The organism is Thiobacillus denitrificans DSM 12475 (assembly GCF_000376425.1).
GTDB lineage: Bacteria > Pseudomonadota > Gammaproteobacteria > Burkholderiales > Thiobacillaceae > Thiobacillus > Thiobacillus denitrificans.
On record NZ_AQWL01000007.1, the window covers coordinates 12,476 to 27,529 of the forward strand.

Below are 15,054 nucleotides of genomic sequence, written 5' to 3' on the forward strand. Positions count from 1 at the left end.
GTAAGGTTTATTGGAACAAGGCTTCGAGCCTGGCGAGGCTTTCCTGAACGTCCGAGCGCTCAAGAATGCCTTGCTGCAGGAAAGCTTCGATGCCTGTCTGCAGCTTGATGGCTTCGTCCAGCAGCGGATCGGAGCCGGCCGCATAGGCGCCGACGTTGATCAAATCGCGGCTGCGTTCGTAGCGCGAATACAGTTTCTTCAGGCGCCGCGCCAGCTGCTGGTGCTCCGGCGTGGCGATGCCGTGCATGGCACGGCTGATCGACTGCTCGATGTTGATGGCGGGGTAGTGGCCGCTCTCGGCCAGCGAGCGGTCGAGCACGATGTGGCCGTCGAGGATGGCGCGCGCCGAATCGGCGATCGGGTCCTGCTGGTCGTCGCCCTCGGTCAGCACGGTATAGAAGGCGGTGATGGAGCCGCCGCCCGGCTTGCCGTTGCCGGCCCGCTCGACCAGCGCCGGCAGCTTGGCGAAAACCGAAGGCGGATAGCCCTTGGTGGCGGGCGGTTCGCCGATCGCCAGCGCGATCTCGCGCTGCGCCATGGCATAGCGGGTGAGCGAATCCATGATCAGCAGCACGTTCCTGCCCTGGTCGCGGAAATGCTCGGCGATCGAAGTGGCGTACGCCGCGCCCTGCAAGCGCATCAGCGGCGGGGTGTCGGCGGGCGCGGCCACCACCGCGGCGCGCGCCAGGCCTTCCTCGCCGAGAATCTGCTCGATGAATTCCTTGACCTCGCGGCCGCGTTCGCCGATCAGGCCGACCACGATGACGTCCGCGCTGGTGTAGCGCGCCATCATGCCGAGCAGCACGCTCTTGCCGACGCCGGAGCCGGCGAACAGGCCCATGCGCTGGCCGCGCCCCACCGTCAGCATGCTGTTGATCGCGCGCACGCCGACGTCGAGGATGTCGGTGATCGGCGCGCGCCCCAGCGGGTTGGCGGCGCGGTTGTTGAGCGGGGCGGTGGCGGAAGTGTGCAGCGGACCGAGGCCGTCGAGCGGACGTCCGCCGCTGTCGAGCACCCGCCCGAGCAGGGCGTCGCCGACCGGCAGGTGGCGGGTGCGGTCGCTCGGGCGACGGCGCGGATGGTTCACCTGGCCCAGGCCGGGCAGGGTGGGGATGACTTCGGCCGGGAACACGCGGGCGCCGGGCACGATCCCTTCGACGTCGCTTTGCGGCATCAGGAAAAGCCGGTTGCCGTCGAATCCCACCACCTCGGCTTCCAGGTGCGAACCGTTGGGCAGGGGCACGGTGCAGGCGCTGCCTACCGGCAGCTTCAGGCCGACCGCTTCCATCACCAGTCCGGCCACGCGCGTGATGCGGCCGGACACCTGCATCGGCTCGGCGATCGCCAGCAGTTCGCCGCAATCCTGCAGATAGGCTTTCCAGCGGCTGCTGTGGAGTTGCGCGTCCATCAGGGCACCAGCCAATCCGATTGATTGCCCAGCGCGGCGGCGAGGCGCTGCCAACGGGTGGGCAGGGTGGCATCGATCTGATTGCTCGCGGTTTCCACCCGGCAGCTACCGCGTTCAAGTTCGGCATCGTCGGCCAGCTGCCAGCCGGTTTTTGCGAGTTCGTCGCCGATCCTGTCCTTGACCAGCTCGGCATCCGCCGGATTCAGGAAGAGCAGGGCCGGCTGATGCAGCACCGGCAGATAGCGGACCGCTTCCTTGACGATCGGGATGACTCGTTCGGGCTGCACGGCCAGGGCGGTTTTCAGCATGGCGTGCGCAAGGTCGACCGCCAGGTCGAGCACCTGGCGGGAGATCGTTTCGTCGGCCTTGCCGACCTCGGCGCTGAAGGTGTCGGCCAGTCCGCGCAGCCTGGCCGCTTCGAGCGCGGCTTCGCGCTGGCCCTGGGCATAGCCTTCGGCCCGGCCGGTGTCATAGCCTTCCTGCCTTGCCTGCTCCTGGATCGCGGTGATCTGCTCGATCGTCGGCAGGGTGATCCCTGCGCAATCCGCCTGCTTCACGGGATGCGGATCGGCGTCGAAGCTGGCCATCTCCCAGGGCTGGCAAGCCGGTTGATCGGCGCTGGGAATGACGCAACTAGACATAGGTCTCTTCCCCTTTCGCGCCCAGCGAGAGCTGGCCTTCATCGGCCAGGCGGCGGACGATCATCAGGATCTCCTTCTGCTGTGCCTCGACCTCGGACAGGCGCACCGGCCCTTTCGATTCCAGGTCTTCCCGCATCATTTCGGCGGCACGCTGCGACATGTTCTTGAAGATCTTCTCGCGCATGTCCTCCGACGCGCCCTTGAGCGCGATGATGAGCGAATCGGACTGGACTTCGCGCAGCAGCAGCTGAATACCGCGATCCTCGATTTCCATGATGTTCTCGAACACGAACATCTCGTCCATGATCTTCTGCGCCATGTCGGGGTCGTAGCTTTTCAGGTATTCCATGGCGGAGGCCTCGTTTTCCCCGCTCATGAAGTTCAGGATGTCGGCCGCTGCGCGGGTGCCGCCCATCGGCTGTTTCTTCAGCACGTCGCTGCCGGACAGCAGCTTGGTCAGCACGTCGTTGAGTTCGCGCAGTGCAGCCGGCTGCACGCCGGAGAGCGTGGCGATGCGCAGCAATACGTCGTTGCGCAGGCGGTCCGTGAAGCAGGCCAGCACCTCGCAGGCCTGGTCGCGCTCCAGGTGCACCAGGATGGTCGCGATGGTCTGCGGATGCTCGTTGTGGATGAGGTCGGCCACCGATTCGGCGTCCATCCACTTCAGGCTTTCGATGCCGCTGGCATCGCCGCCGCCGCCCAGGATCCGGTTCAGCAGCGACGAGGCCTTGTCGTCGCCCAGCGCGCGTCTGAGAACGGTGCGGATATAGTCGTTCGAATCCAGGCCCAGCGAGGAATTCTGGTCGGCCACGTTGTTGAAGTCGTCGAGCACGTTCTCGACCTCTTCCTGGGGGATGGATTTCATGGTGGTCATGGCTTCCCCCAGCTTCTGCACTTCACGCGGGCCGAGGTATTTCATCACTTCCGATGCGCCTTCCTCGCCCAGCGCAAGCATCAGGATCGCCCCCTTGGTGATGCCGCTTTCACTCATGGCTGTCCACCCAGGTTTTCACGATGTTGGCGACCACGCGCGGGTCTTCGCTGGCCATCTTCTGCGCCCGCGACAGGTTTTCCTGATAGTTGCGCTGACCGGGAGGCAGCGCCCTCATCGCGCCGCCGGCCGCATGCTGCAGCGCATCGTGGTCGGGCGCGGGCAGCGCGGGAGGCTCGGAAAGCTTCCTAAGCAAAGGCTTGGCTGCTTTCAGGTACAGAACGAGCAGCGCCACCGCAATCAGCAGATACTTGCCTGCCGTCTTGGCGATCCCGATGTATTCGACATATTCGGGCTGCTTCCAGAAGGGCAGCTTGGGAAGCGCTTCCTGCTCCGCGCTGGCGAAGGGGCTGTTCACCACGTTGAGGGTGTCGCCCCTTTCCTGGTTGTAGCCCATGGCTTCCTTGACCAGATCGGTGATCTGGGTTTTCTCGGGTTCGCTCAACGGCTGCATGACGCTCTTGCCGGACTTGTCGGTGGTTTTCTTGTAATTGACGACCACCGCAACCGACAGCCGCTTCAGGCCGCCGCCGCCCTGCTGGACGTACTGGATGGTCTTGTCGACTTCATAGTTGACGGTGGCATCCTTACGCGTGTTGGTGGCCGGCGCGGCTGCGGCGGCCATGGCAGGCGCGGCCGGCTTCTGCCCGGGCGCGTTGATCGGCGCGGTCGCCGGCGCCGGCGGCTGGTTGGTGAGCGCGCCCGGCACGCCGGCGGGATTGGCCGTGCCGTTCAGCGATTCGCTGGTCTGCTGGCTGCGGATGGCCATGGCGTCGGGCGTCTGGTTCGGCTTGTAGGATTCCACCGCCTGCTCGCTGCGGGAGAAATCGACATCGGCAGTCGCTTCGGCGCGCACATTGCCGGGGCCGACGATCGGGGTGATGATCGACTCGATCCGCCTGGCGACGTTTTGCTGCAGCTCCTGGACGTACTTGGTCTGGCTGGGGTCCATGCCGTTGAGGCTGGCCGCCTTGCTGGTATCGGAAAGCAGGCTGCCGTTCTGGTCGACCACGGTCACGTTCTTGGTCGGCAGCCCCGGCACGCTACTGGCGACCAGGTGGACGATGGCGCTGACCTGCTGCGGATCGAGCGCGCGGCCGGGATGGAGATTGAGCAGCACCGAAGCGGTGGGTTGCTTCTGTTCGGAAACGAAGATCGAGTCCTTGGGCATGGCCAGGTGCACGCGCGCGGCCTGCACCGCGGAGACGGATTCGATCGAGCGCGCCAGTTCGCCTTCCATGGCGCGCTGGAAATTGATCTGTTCGATGAACTGCGAAGACCCGAGCCGCTGGTTTTCCATCAGTTCGAAGCCGACGTTGCCGCCCTTGGGCAGGCCTTGCGAAGCCAGTTTCAGGCGCGCATCGTGCACCCGCTCGGCGGGCACCAGAACGGCGCCGCCGCCCTCGGCATACTTGTAGGGGATGTTCATTTTTTCCAGTTCGGCGACGATGGCGCCGCCGTCGCGGTCGCTGAAGTTCGAAAACAGCACACGATAGTCGGGCTGCTGCCCCCACATCCAGATTGCGCCCATGACCGCAACGACCGCGGCCACGCCCAGCATCAGCATGATTTTCCGTCCGCCGGCGGTCCGGGTGAATTCCAGGACATTGGGCGGAACCACGATTTCACCTGCTACTGCCATATTGTTCCTGCCTCCGTCGTGCCGGCGTCATGGGCCGCCCGGTTTCCGCTTGCCGTGTTCATTCGTGTCGCTCCATGGGAGTGTCGCTATGTGACCGAATTATCGGCACTGCCGCCACTTTCAATCGGGGGAATAGAAGCCGGTTTCAGGCGCTTATCGGGCTTATGGCTTGCCGCCGGCCTGATAAGGTGGGCACGTGAAAAACCGCCTGTGCAGGCGGCTGGATGAATCAGGGAGGGCACGATGAGCGTAGGCATGATCGATAGCGGCCGGATCGAAGCGATGGTGGCGCAGCTGAAGGCCGCGGCGGCACGCGCATCGCCCGCGGGCGAAAATCCGCTGCAAACCGACAAGACCGCGAATCAGGTCAATTTCCAGTCGGTCCTGAAATCATCGCTGGACCAGGTCAATACGGCCCAGCTGCAGTCGCAGCAGCTGGCCGAACGGTTCGCCATGGGTGACAGCAACGTCAGTCTTTCCGACGCCATGATCTCCATGCAGAAATCCAGCATCGCCTTCCAGCAGACCGTGCAGGTGCGCAACAAGCTGGTGTCCGCCTACCAGGAAATCATGAACATGGGCGTTTAAGGCAGAGCGCCCCCGCGGGGCAGGGGCTTCAAGATTCAAGATTCAAGTTACAAGATTTGGGCGAGGCATGCAGCCGCATGCTTCGCCCACATTACTTGCAACTTGCAACTTGCAACTTGCAACTTCAATGCACTTTAGCCAGCGCGTGCCGCAGCGCGTCGGCCAGGTCTTCGGCGACGAACTTGGCCACGTAGGCGTCGGCGCCGACTTTCTTGACGTGCGCTTCGTTGGTCGAACCGGTCAGCGACGAGTGGATCACCACGGGAATGGAGCTGAAGCGCGGATCCTGCTTGATGTTGCGGGTCAGGGTAAAGCCGTCCATCTCGGGCATTTCCAGGTCGGTCAGCACCAGGGCGATCCGGTCATGCACGGTCTTGCCCTCGTCCTGTGCCTTGGCGGAGATGGCCTGCAGCTGGTCCCAGGCTTCCTTGCCGGTCTTGCACATGAGGTAGGGCAGGCCCATCGCTTCCAGCCCCTGTTCGATCATGGTGCGCGCGATCACCGAATCGTCCGCCGCCAGGATGACGGTACCGGGCTTGATGTCCACCGCAGGGCCGATATTGGCGGGGTCGACCGCCGGCTCGCTCGACGGCATGGCCTGGCGCAGGATGGTCTCCACGTCCAGCACCTGCGCCAGGCGGTCGCTGTTGTCGCCGTCGAGGCGGGCGAGACTGGTGACCATCCCGCCGGCGGCATTGCCCTCGGCGGACAGCACCTGCCGCCAGTCGAGACGCACGATGTCTTCCACCGATTCGACGGCAAAGGCCTGGGTGCTGCGGGCATATTCGGTAATCAGCAGGATATTCAACCCGGTCCGCGGGGTGCATCCGGCAATCGCCGGCAAATTGATGACCGGGATGATCTGGCCGCGCAGATCGACCACGCCCATCATGTGGGCAGGCGATCCCGCAACGGCCGTGATGGCCGGCATCGGGATGATTTCCCTTATCTTGAATACATTGATGCCGAACAGCTCGCTGCGATCGAGGTTCGCATCGTCGCCCAGGCGAAACAGCAGCAGCTCCAGCTTGTTGGAGCTGGTCAGATTGGTTCTTTCGTCAATTTCCTGCTGGATCGTTTGCATGGCGGAGTCTCCTTGAATCATTCATGTGGGGTGGCGCGCTACAGGCTGTTTCGCCGTGCACGCTCGATATCCATGACAAAGCGCTGCAGCCTGGCGGCCATGTCGTTGGGCAAATCCAGAAATCGGCAACCCAGGCGGGTCTGGGTGACGCCGTTTTGCAGGCGGATCTGTGCCGCATTGCGGACTTCCAGCGAGGTGACGACGGTGACGGCTTCGGGCAGCAGCAGGCGGCAGTCGGGCAGCGTTCTGCCGGTGTCGCAGCCGAGGCGCCCGCTGTTTTCGGCGATCGCCACGCCGCCGCAGCTGATGTCCACGATGCAGGTTGTGATCGGCTCCGCGGTCGCGTCCGGCTGGGACGGAACGATGCATCTGACCGGGTTGGCAATGGGCATGGCCACCCGGAAATGCTCCCGGCGCTGCAGACGAACCAGCGATGGAGGGATGGCAATGCACAGGGCCGGCAGGTTTTCGTATGCGCACGCAGCAACCGGGCCGCTGGAGAACGAGATGGAGACGCCATCGAGCTGGGTGATGAACTCCGCGCCCGTGCCGGACATCAGTTCCTGGTTGAGCGCGTCGCCGCGGGCGCTGTCCAGAATCAGCAGGTTGCGCGCCGCGTCGACCGCGAGCACCGAGGTGACGACGATCTGCCGGCTGCGCGGCAGATCGAGGTTGACCAGCAGCTTGCGTTTATGGATCGCGCGCAGCAGGAAAAGAATCTCCGCGCGCGAGTGGACGGCGTAAGGCGCCAGTGCATTGGCGCGATCGGGATGGGTCAGGTCGTGTTGCGAGGGTTGCGAGACTGGAAAAGACATTCTGTTCAGACGAGCTCGTTCGGCAAGGCCTGCCTGTCGGCTGCTTCCAGATGGTAAAGCCAGGCCAGCAGTTCGGCCACTGCGATATATAACTGCGGCGGGATATGGCTGTCGAGATCGATCTGCATCAACAAGGCCAGCAATTCGCGCGATTCGTGGACGTACACACCCGAGGCGCGGGCTTTCTCGATGATGCTGTCGGCCACCACGCCGCGTCCCTTGGCAACCACGCGGGGCGCAGCATCGCCGCTGCGGTAGGCGAGCGCGGCAGCGGCGCGCCGCATGTCAGGCGCCGGCATCGTGCTGCACCGTGAGGGTGTGGAGGGTGCAGCCGGCCGCGCTCAAGCGCTCGATCAGCGTGTCCTGGTGCTGTTGCAGCAGGGGTTCGATTTCAGGCTGTTCCGGCATCATCCTGATGCTGAACGCCTGCTGCGCATCGAGCCTGATATGCACGATCACGGTGCCGAGTTGCGGCAGGGTCAGTCTGAGCCTGGATTCCCAGCCCGCATCGGCCTCGTCGGCAGCGGCCGACTGGTCCTGCGCGGGGTCCGTTTCCCGGCGTAGCTGCCATTCCAATGTCTGTCCCGGCCACACCTCGCCGCGCCAGACGAATTGGGGCGATTCCAGCACCTGCAACTGCTGCGACAGCAGGGCGTGCATCGGGTTAAGCGGCTTCTGCGCGGCCGTTTCGCCGCCGTCGGGCAGGGTCGGCGGGTTGGCTGCGGCACGCGCGGCGTCCGCCGCCGCCAGCCGGTTCTGTGGCTCCTGCATCAGGCCGTCAAGGCTGTCCTGGCCCGCCGCCCAGTTGGCCAGGTGCGACTCGTAGAACAAGCCGCTGCGGACCAGCGCGGTACGCAGGGCCAGCGCCAGTTCGGCCGGCAGCGCGGGCGGCTGGTCGAGCAGGGGGCCGGGCGGGACGAGGGTGGGCAGGGCAGGGTGCTGCGGCAGGCGCTGCATCAGCTCGCTCAGCATGCGCGCGGTCTGGCTCAGTTGCGGCGCATCGCTGGCCGCGGTTTCGGGGGCTTCGAGCAGAAATACCGGTTGCGGCATGTGGCCGGCGAAGCGCAGACGCAAGGTGTCGCCGGTGACAACCTGTTGGGGCAGGCGCATGGCGACGGTTTGACCGTCGATTTCGACCAGCGAAATGCCCTTTGCCTGGCTCCTCACCAAGCCGGCGAGCGTCTGGCCGATTTTCAGGTGCTCGAACGCCGCGCGCGGCGCGGCCTGGTCGCGTTCGACCGCGTCCAGCACGGGCTGGACGGACAGAATGCGGGACAGGGCCTGGGCCGGATACATGCGGGCGGGCCTTACGCCCGCTGCGCTCCGTAGGCGTCCATGCCGCGCTGGCCGGTGCGTGCCCTGCTCAGGCGCTGCTGCAGCTCGTGCAGGCGCGGCTCGGTGAGCGCGCGGATCTTGGCGTCGTTCTGCAGGATGGTGCGGATGATCGCCACCTTGGCGCGCTGTTCGGTTTCGTTCAGCGGCACCGGCGCGGCCTGCATCAGGCTGCCGACGTAGCCCTGGCAGCGCTGCTCCAGCGCGGCCAGATGGTCCCATTCGCCCTGGCTGGCGGCGTCCAGCATGGTGCCGGTGAGTGCGGAGAGCGATTCGTAGGCGGTGAGCATTTCGTTGCTGGTCATCATGGGCTCCGGTTCGGTTCAGGCTGCAACGTGTTGTTGTTTGGTGGAAGAGGTGGGACGCCCGCTGGCGCCGATCTGCTGCCAGGCGCCGTGCAGTTCCTGCAGCAGGCCCAGCACTTCTTCGAGCGGGGCGGTCTGGCTGTTGACGTGGGCGAGCATCAGGCGCTGGTTCATGTAGTCGTACAGCGCATCCAGTTGCAGCGCGATGTCGCTACCCTGCTGCGGGTCGAGCGCGGCGCGCAGGCCGTCGAGGATGATGTTGCTGGCCTTGCTGATGGCGATGGATTTTTTCGCCATGTCGCCATCAGCCATGTGCTTGATCGCCATCCGCACCGCCAGTTCGGCGCCTTCGTACAGCATGACGATGAGCTGGTGCGGGCTGGCCGCGATCACGCCGGTTTCCAGGCCGACGCTGGCGTAGGCGTTGGCAGCGCTTCTCGGATTCGTGTACACGTCTGTCTCCCGATGGGTTTAGTTCTGGTTGCTGCCTGGCAGGCTGGCCAGCTGCTGGGTCAGAAAAGTGCTGGTGTTGTTCATGTTGCTGAGCATGGAGTCGAGCGCGGAAAACTGCGCACGGTAGCGTTTCTCGATCTGCACCAGGCGCGCTTCCATCTGCTCCTGGCGCCGGTCCAGATTCTTGATGCTGCTGTCGATGCCGTCGGTGCGGGTCTTCAGGCTGCCGTCGTCGCCGAGCACGGAGTCGAGATACTGGCTGATGCGGGACGCATAGCCGTGGCTGAACGTCGCGTTGCCGCGCGCGCCGAGCGCGCCGCCGGCGATGCGCAGCGCCAGGCCTTCGCTGGCATTGCCGGTGGCGCCGGTCAGCGTCTGCCCGCTGCCGCTTGCCGCGACGCCATTGATCGAGCCGGCGACATCGACGCCGGCGGTGACGACGGGGGCGGCGCCGAACAGGCTGGCCATGGCGCTGCCGCCGGTGACTTTCGCCTGCGAAGCGCTGCCGTACAGCGCCGAGGCGACGCTGAGCACGCCGCCGTTTTGCGTCACCAGCACGCTGCCGGAGGTGCCGGTGGCGCCATTCACCTTGCTCTGGATTTCGGCCGCGAGCGCATCGGCGTTGGCGTAGGTGGCGGCGGCAAGGGTCACGCTGACCGCCTTGCCATCGACCGTCAGGGCAAGCTGGTCGTTCACGCCGGCCGTCACGGTCAGCACAGCGGCCTGGTTGCCTTGCGTGCTACCCTGCGTCGCCAGTTGGCTGACGTTGACGGCATAGCTGCCGGGCTGGGTCTTCGCGCTGCTGGCGCTGTAGTTGACCAGGCTGTCGCTGGTTTTACCCATCTTGGCGAATAGTGCCGCGATGTCGTCGAAATTCTTGTCGATGGCGGTGTTGAGCTTGGCGTTGTCGAGCGCCAGCATGCCGTCGCGGGTAAAGCTGACGCCGATCTGCGACAGGGTGGTGAGCGCACCGCCGTTGTCGACCGAGGCATTCAGCAGGTTGCGCATCTCCACCTGGATCGCGCGCGCGGTGGAATCGCCCAGCAGGACGCCGTTCTGCGCGCCGGGGCCGTTGAAGGCGGTGAGGCTCTTGAGCGTTCCGCTGGTATTGTTGTAGGCCTTGACAAAGGCTTCGACTGCACTGGTGACGGCCTTGGTGTCGCGGCTGACGGCCAGCGTCAGTTTTTCGCCGGCATTGGCCTGGACCAGGTTCAGGGTGACGCCGTCGATGGCGTTCCTGACGGTGTTGGTGGGCTGCGTCACCGCGATGCCGTCGATTTCCAGCAGGGCGTCGCGTGCCGCGGCATTCTGGCTGAGGCTTTTGCCGCTGCCGGCGGCCGCCGTCGGATCGTAGGCCAGCGCCGACAGGCCGCTGCCGTCGAGCCCGTTGCCATCGTCGTCGATCACACCGATTTTCAGACTGCTGGCCGCGCCGCTGTCGCTGGCGGTGAGCACCAGGCGGTTGCCGGCGGCGCCGCCGTCGTTGACGATGGTGGCGGTGATGCCCGCATTGGCGGCATTGATCGCATCGCGCACGCCGGCAAGCGTGTTGTTGGCCGGTTCGATGCTGATGCTTTTCGCGGCCTTGCCGGCATTGGCGGTAAAGCTGTTCGAGCTGCTGTCGTAGGTGCCGAACTGGATCGTCAGCGTGCCCGAGCCGACGATATCGTCGGCCGAGGCGTAGCCGGCGGACGCCAGTTTATGCTGCTGCGCCAGTTGCTTGACTTCGATCTGGTAGCTGGCCGGGATGGCTTTGCCGGCGGCGCTGGCGCTGAGCACCTTGGTGTCGGACGAGGTGGCGCTCAGCGCCTGGAATTTGCTGCCGCTGCCGAGATCCTTCAGCGCGGTCTGGAAGCTGGCGAGCGCGCCGCGCAGCTGGCCGAAAGCGGACAGCTTCTGGGTGTGCGCCAGCTCCTGCCTGCTCAAGGCGGCAAGCGGCCTGCGTTCCGACACCATCAACTGTTCGACGATGCCGTTGACGTCGAGTCCCGATCCGATCCCTGCGGCTGAAACCATGGCCGTCTCCTCAGGCTTCTCGGTTGATCAACAGACCCTGCATGCGGTCTATGGATTTGGAAATAGCCAGCATTTCCTCGCTGGGAAACTGGCGCAGCACTTCCTCGGTTTCGGTGTCGACCATCTTGACGATGGTGTGGCCGGTTTCCTGGTCGAGTGAAAACTTGAGGTTGGTCGACACGGATTCCACGTAGGCATTGGCGGCCTGCACGGCGGCGGCGACCGCCTCCTGGGTGACAGGCGGCGCGGGCGCGAACACCGGATTGTCGAGGGTGGCGCGCTGCGCGGGGGTAATGGGTGCGGGCGCGGGGGCTTGCCTCAACGCGGCAAGGTCAACTGAATCGACTTTTCCAATGGACATGATGATTCCCCTTATCTAGGTGCGACGAAGGCGGAGCAAGGAAAAACCTTGGTCCGCCGTGTCGCCAGGCGCCCGGAGACGCCTGTTTGTTACTTAACGCAACAGCGAGAGCACGTTGTTCGGTAGCGAGTTGGCCTGCGCCAGCATCGCGGTACCGGCCTGCTGCAGGATCTGGCCGCGCGTCAGCGAGGCGGTCTCGGCGGCGAAGTCGGCATCGATGATGCGGCTGCGGGCGCCCTGCAGGTTCTCGGCGGTCACCTGGATGTTGCCGATGGCGTTCTCGAAGCGGCTCTGCACCGCACCCAGAGTGCCGCGGGCGCTGTTCACCGAGTTGATTGCCGCGTCCATCGCCTTCATGGCGTTGTTGGCGCCGGCGACGGTGGAGATGTCGAGCGTGGCGAAGCCGGTCTGGGCGCTGCCCGGGGTGGCGGCGTTGGTGCCCGCGGTCAGGCCGGTCTGCTCGGTCACGGCGCCGGAGCCGGCGATGTCGATGTTGCCGGAGCCGCCGATCGAGGTCAGGGTCAGCGCGCCGCCGGCAACCGATGCCTGGACGCCGGTGGCGCCGGTCTTGGCATTGATGGCGGTGGTCAGGTCGGCCAGGCGGGTGGCGGCATCGGTGGCGGCGCCGACTTCGATGTTCTCGCCGTTGATGGTGAAGGCCGTGCCGGTCAGCGCCGAGAAGGTGCCGGGAGTGCCGCCGCTTGCCGGGGTGCCGCCGGTGTGGTTGCCGACGAAGCCAGCGCCGCCGAAGGTGCCGGCCGAAGTGGTGCCTGCCGCAGCAGTTGTAGAGCCGACGGCGTTGGAGAACGACGTGGCGATGGCCATGTCGGTGCCGTCGGCCTTGGTGATGACCAGGTCGCCGCCGGCAACCGTGCCCGCCAGGGTATAGGCGCCGCCGCTGGCTGCAACAAAAGCGGCGATGTCGGTTTGAAGGTTGGCGGCGGAGGCATCGCCGACCAGGCGGTCGGAGGCGATCGCACCGTCGATCTTGAACTGGAAGGCGTCGGCGGCATTGTCGGATGCGGCCTGGACGTAGGCGCCGGAGGCTACAGAATCGGTCGCCGTCGCCGTGGTGCCGGCGACGTAGCCCGTGCCCGTCGGTGCCGCGCCGGCGACCGGCGCGGCCGGGGTGTCGACGCTGGTCCAGCTGCCGAGCGCCGAGATCTGGGCGTTGGCGATGCCGGCGACGTCGATGGTCTCGCCGGCGTTGGCGCCGACCTGGAAGGCTTGCAGGGTGAAGCTGCCGTCGAGCAGTTTCAGGCCGTTGAATTCGGTCTGCTTGGCGACGCGGTCGATTTCTGACAGCAGCTGGCCGGCCTCGGCGTTGAGCGCCTTGCGGTCGTCGGCGCTGTTACTGGCGTTGGCGGATTGCACCGCCAGTTCGCGCACCCGCTGCAGCATGTCGCCGACCTTACCGAGCGCGCCTTCGGCGGTCTGCGCCAGCGAAATGCCGTCGTTGGCATTGCGGGCGGCGACGTTGAGGCCGCGGATCTGCGAAGTCATGCGCTCGGAAATCGCCAGGCCAGCGGCATCGTCCTTGGCGCTGTTCACGCGCAGGCCGGAAGACAGGCGCTGGATCGAGGTGTTGAGCGCGGACTGCGAGGTGCCCAGGTTGCGCTGGGTGTTGAGCGAAGCGATGTTGGTGTTGATCACTGCTGCCATGTTGTTTCTCCTTTAGTGGTCGATGGTTCCGGCTTTTACGCCCGCTGGGCTCTGGTGCCGTCAACGTTGGTTTGCCCGCTGGGCTACATGAACCGCCGTTGTGAGAGGAATCGTCGGGGGTCGGAGAAAGTTAAGGCTGCGGTTGCAAAAATCTGCATGATCTTCATTCCGGAGCCTGCATGGGCGCTTGCGGCGCCCGGCAAACCCGGTTCTTGCCGGCGTGCTTGGCTTCGTACATGGCGCTGTCGGCGCGGGCGATGGCGGCTTCCTGCGATTCGCCGTGAGCACGCGCGGCGACGCCGGCGCTGAAGGTGATCAGCACGCGTTCGTTGTTGTCGAGGAAGTATTTTCTGGTGAGGCTGCGCTGCAGGCGGGTGACGATTCCCATGGCCTCGTCGAGCGGCGTGTTGGGCAGCAGGATGAGAAATTCCTCGCCGCCCATGCGCGCGATGTGGTCGGTGAGGCGCAGTTCCTCCTTGGCGACCTTGACCAGATGGATCAGCGCCGCGTCGCCTGTCTGGTGGCCGTGCCTGTCGTTGAGCGCCTTGAAGTTGTCGACATCCAGCACGGCGATGCAGAACGGTGAGGCATAGCGGTCGGCGCGCGAGGCTTCGCGCGCGAATTCGTCGTCCAGGCCGCGCCGGTTGAGGCTGCGGGTGAGCGGGTCTTCGCGCACCAGGGCGCTCATTTCAGTGAGCTGGGTTTCCAGCTGCCGGATGCGGCCTTCGGCCTGCAGGGCGGCGTCGCGCTCCTGGATCAGCTGGTCGTGGGCGCGGCGGGTGTCGGACTGCGCGGTGCGGGTTTCTTCTAGCAGGCTTTCCAGAATGCGGTTCAGCTCCCGCACGTCTTCGGTGCTGCCGATGCGTTCGATGTGGGAGGCGATTTTCCCCTGGTACTCGTCGTTGGCCGCCACGGCGTCGTGCATACGGCTTACGAAGGTGGTCATGGTGGCTTTCAGCGTGGCGGTGGCTTCGCGCAGGCCGTGCTTGACCAGGCTTTGCTTGTAGATCACTTCCTTGAGCCGTTTTTCCGCTTCCTGCAGCGACTCGATCCTGAGCGGGCCGGCGACGATTTCCTGCACCATGTCGAGCTGGCCGCGCAGCCAGGTGTCGTCGTCGAGCAGTTCGCCGATGTTTTCCACCAGCAGCAGCAGAATGCGCCGGAATGTTTCCTGCTGGTCGTGGCGGTGCGAGGCATGCTGGTCGACGTCGATCCACAGGGATTTCAGGCTGGATGCGGTATTGCGCAGGGCGCTGGCGCTGCTGGCATCGCGCACGACCGAGGCCAGCTGTTGTACTCTGTCCGTCAGCGCGGGGCTGTGCGACAGTTGGGGAATGAGGCCGAATTCCAGGGTTTTGGCCAGCAGGTCGCGCAGCAGGGCCAGGTCTTCCTCGCCGCCGTCGTCCGTCCGCTGCTTGAGCAGCCGCGTGATCTGGCTCAACTGCTTGCGGCATTGCGCCCAGTCGCTCTTGCGGATGGCCCGGTCGAGGATTTCCACCGGGCCCGCCAGCTCGGGATGGTGCAGGCTGAGGTCCATGACCAGGCCGGACAGCGCACTGGCAGCGGTAGCGGTGATGGCCGTCGTCATCGGCACGCCGGGCGCGCCGGTGATTTCCTCGTACAGGGTCTGGTAGTTGTCCGGGGTCGGCGCGATCCGGCGCAGCGCAAGGCGGCGCAAGGTTTCGCGCGCGACTTCGGTCGGATTGGCAAGATTGATTTTGACGGTCGGCTCGGCCATGTCGGCACTCAGGCCCGG

15 protein-coding genes are annotated in these 15,054 nt (G+C 65.5%); 1 reads left to right on the top strand and 14 read right to left on the bottom strand.

All coding sequences use genetic code 11. From position 1 onward, the window contains the following. Nucleotides 1-7 precede the first annotated feature (7 nt). From fliI to fliF, 4 genes are read right to left on the bottom strand one after another with little or no spacing between them, the layout of a single operon-like run. Nucleotides 8-1,408 (bottom strand): flagellar protein export ATPase FliI, encoded by a 1,401-nt coding sequence (gene fliI / locus B059_RS0111930; protein WP_018078489.1) that lies wholly within the window; start codon nucleotides 1,406-1,408, stop codon nucleotides 8-10. After that, the gene (locus B059_RS0111935; protein WP_026177487.1) at nucleotides 1,408-2,049 is read right to left on the bottom strand and encodes a flagellar assembly protein FliH; all 642 of its coding nucleotides are present in this window, start codon (nucleotides 2,047-2,049) and stop codon (nucleotides 1,408-1,410) included. Before B059_RS0111935 ends, fliI begins: the two co-directional genes overlap by 1 nt. Then, the gene (gene fliG, locus B059_RS0111940; protein WP_018078491.1) at nucleotides 2,042-3,040 is read right to left on the bottom strand and encodes a flagellar motor switch protein FliG; all 999 of its coding nucleotides are present in this window, start codon (nucleotides 3,038-3,040) and stop codon (nucleotides 2,042-2,044) included. The genes B059_RS0111935 and fliG overlap by 8 nt, the downstream gene beginning before the upstream one ends. Beyond that, on the bottom strand, nucleotides 3,033-4,682 hold the full coding sequence (fliF, locus tag B059_RS0111945; protein ID WP_018078492.1) for a flagellar basal-body MS-ring/collar protein FliF: 1,650 nt from the start codon (nucleotides 4,680-4,682) through the stop codon (nucleotides 3,033-3,035). Before fliF ends, fliG begins: the two co-directional genes overlap by 8 nt. 243 nt (nucleotides 4,683-4,925) lie before the next feature. Here fliF and fliE point away from each other — a divergent pair, with 243 nt between their 5' ends. Further along, nucleotides 4,926-5,270, top strand: coding sequence for a flagellar hook-basal body complex protein FliE (gene fliE, locus B059_RS0111950; protein WP_018078493.1), 345 nt, complete (start codon nucleotides 4,926-4,928; stop codon nucleotides 5,268-5,270). 124 nt (nucleotides 5,271-5,394) lie between these two features. On the opposite strand, the gene B059_RS0111955 is transcribed toward fliE, so the two are convergent. The 10 genes from B059_RS0111955 to B059_RS0112000 all read right to left on the bottom strand — a co-directional run bounded on the left by B059_RS0111955 (nucleotide 5,395) and on the right by B059_RS0112000 (nucleotide 15,036). Beyond that, the gene (locus B059_RS0111955; RefSeq protein ID WP_018078494.1) at nucleotides 5,395-6,354 is read right to left on the bottom strand and encodes a chemotaxis protein; all 960 of its coding nucleotides are present in this window, start codon (nucleotides 6,352-6,354) and stop codon (nucleotides 5,395-5,397) included. A gap of 38 nt (nucleotides 6,355-6,392) precedes the next feature. Continuing rightward, nucleotides 6,393-7,169, bottom strand: coding sequence for a flagellar brake protein (locus B059_RS0111960; RefSeq protein ID WP_018078495.1), 777 nt, complete (start codon nucleotides 7,167-7,169; stop codon nucleotides 6,393-6,395). A gap of 5 nt (nucleotides 7,170-7,174) precedes the next feature. Next, nucleotides 7,175-7,468, bottom strand: coding sequence for an EscU/YscU/HrcU family type III secretion system export apparatus switch protein (locus B059_RS0111965; RefSeq protein WP_018078496.1), 294 nt, complete (start codon nucleotides 7,466-7,468; stop codon nucleotides 7,175-7,177). Further along, a complete protein-coding gene (gene fliK / locus B059_RS0111970; protein ID WP_018078497.1) occupies nucleotides 7,455-8,465 on the bottom strand; it encodes a flagellar hook-length control protein FliK in 1,011 nt (336 codons plus the stop codon). Before fliK ends, B059_RS0111965 begins: the two co-directional genes overlap by 14 nt. Before the next feature lie 11 nt (nucleotides 8,466-8,476). Then, on the bottom strand, nucleotides 8,477-8,809 hold the full coding sequence (locus B059_RS0111975; RefSeq protein WP_245538788.1) for a flagellar protein FliT: 333 nt from the start codon (nucleotides 8,807-8,809) through the stop codon (nucleotides 8,477-8,479). A 15-nt stretch (nucleotides 8,810-8,824) separates the two neighbouring features. Then, nucleotides 8,825-9,259, bottom strand: coding sequence for a flagellar export chaperone FliS (gene fliS, locus B059_RS0111980; protein WP_018078499.1), 435 nt, complete (start codon nucleotides 9,257-9,259; stop codon nucleotides 8,825-8,827). Nucleotides 9,260-9,277: 18 nt separating this feature from the next. Then, a complete protein-coding gene (gene fliD, locus B059_RS0111985) occupies nucleotides 9,278-11,275 on the bottom strand; it encodes a flagellar filament capping protein FliD (RefSeq protein ID WP_018078500.1) in 1,998 nt (665 codons plus the stop codon). A gap of 10 nt (nucleotides 11,276-11,285) precedes the next feature. Then, nucleotides 11,286-11,636, bottom strand: a complete 351-nt coding sequence (locus B059_RS0111990) for a flagellar protein FlaG (RefSeq protein ID WP_026177488.1) — start codon at nucleotides 11,634-11,636, stop codon at nucleotides 11,286-11,288. A 93-nt stretch (nucleotides 11,637-11,729) separates the two neighbouring features. Further along, on the bottom strand, nucleotides 11,730-13,298 hold the full coding sequence (locus B059_RS21670; RefSeq protein ID WP_018078502.1) for a flagellin N-terminal helical domain-containing protein: 1,569 nt from the start codon (nucleotides 13,296-13,298) through the stop codon (nucleotides 11,730-11,732). Between the two features lie 163 nt (nucleotides 13,299-13,461). Further along, nucleotides 13,462-15,036, bottom strand: a complete 1,575-nt coding sequence (locus tag B059_RS0112000; protein WP_018078503.1) for a GGDEF domain-containing protein — start codon at nucleotides 15,034-15,036, stop codon at nucleotides 13,462-13,464. Between the last annotated feature and the right edge of the window lie 18 nt (nucleotides 15,037-15,054).

Coding starts and splice junctions, on each gene's coding strand:
- fliI (WP_018078489.1), bottom strand. CDS start 1,408: ATGGACGCGCAACTCCACAGCAGCCGCTGGAAAGCCTATCTGCAGGAT.
- fliF (WP_018078492.1), bottom strand. CDS start 4,682: ATGGCAGTAGCAGGTGAAATCGTGGTTCCGCCCAATGTCCTGGAATTC.
- B059_RS0111965 (WP_018078496.1), bottom strand. CDS start 7,468: ATGCCGGCGCCTGACATGCGGCGCGCCGCTGCCGCGCTCGCCTACCGC.
- fliK (WP_018078497.1), bottom strand. CDS start 8,465: ATGTATCCGGCCCAGGCCCTGTCCCGCATTCTGTCCGTCCAGCCCGTG.
- B059_RS21670 (WP_018078502.1), bottom strand. CDS start 13,298: ATGGCAGCAGTGATCAACACCAACATCGCTTCGCTCAACACCCAGCGC.
- B059_RS0112000 (WP_018078503.1), bottom strand. CDS start 15,036: ATGGCCGAGCCGACCGTCAAAATCAATCTTGCCAATCCGACCGAAGTC.
- B059_RS0111990 (WP_026177488.1), bottom strand. CDS start 11,636: ATGTCCATTGGAAAAGTCGATTCAGTTGACCTTGCCGCGTTGAGGCAA.
- fliG (WP_018078491.1), bottom strand. CDS start 3,040: ATGAGTGAAAGCGGCATCACCAAGGGGGCGATCCTGATGCTTGCGCTG.
- B059_RS0111955 (WP_018078494.1), bottom strand. CDS start 6,354: ATGCAAACGATCCAGCAGGAAATTGACGAAAGAACCAATCTGACCAGC.
- B059_RS0111960 (WP_018078495.1), bottom strand. CDS start 7,169: ATGTCTTTTCCAGTCTCGCAACCCTCGCAACACGACCTGACCCATCCC.
- fliD (WP_018078500.1), bottom strand. CDS start 11,275: ATGGTTTCAGCCGCAGGGATCGGATCGGGACTCGACGTCAACGGCATC.
- B059_RS0111975 (WP_245538788.1), bottom strand. CDS start 8,809: ATGATGACCAGCAACGAAATGCTCACCGCCTACGAATCGCTCTCCGCA.
- B059_RS0111935 (WP_026177487.1), bottom strand. CDS start 2,049: ATGTCTAGTTGCGTCATTCCCAGCGCCGATCAACCGGCTTGCCAGCCC.
- fliE (WP_018078493.1), top strand. CDS start 4,926: ATGAGCGTAGGCATGATCGATAGCGGCCGGATCGAAGCGATGGTGGCG.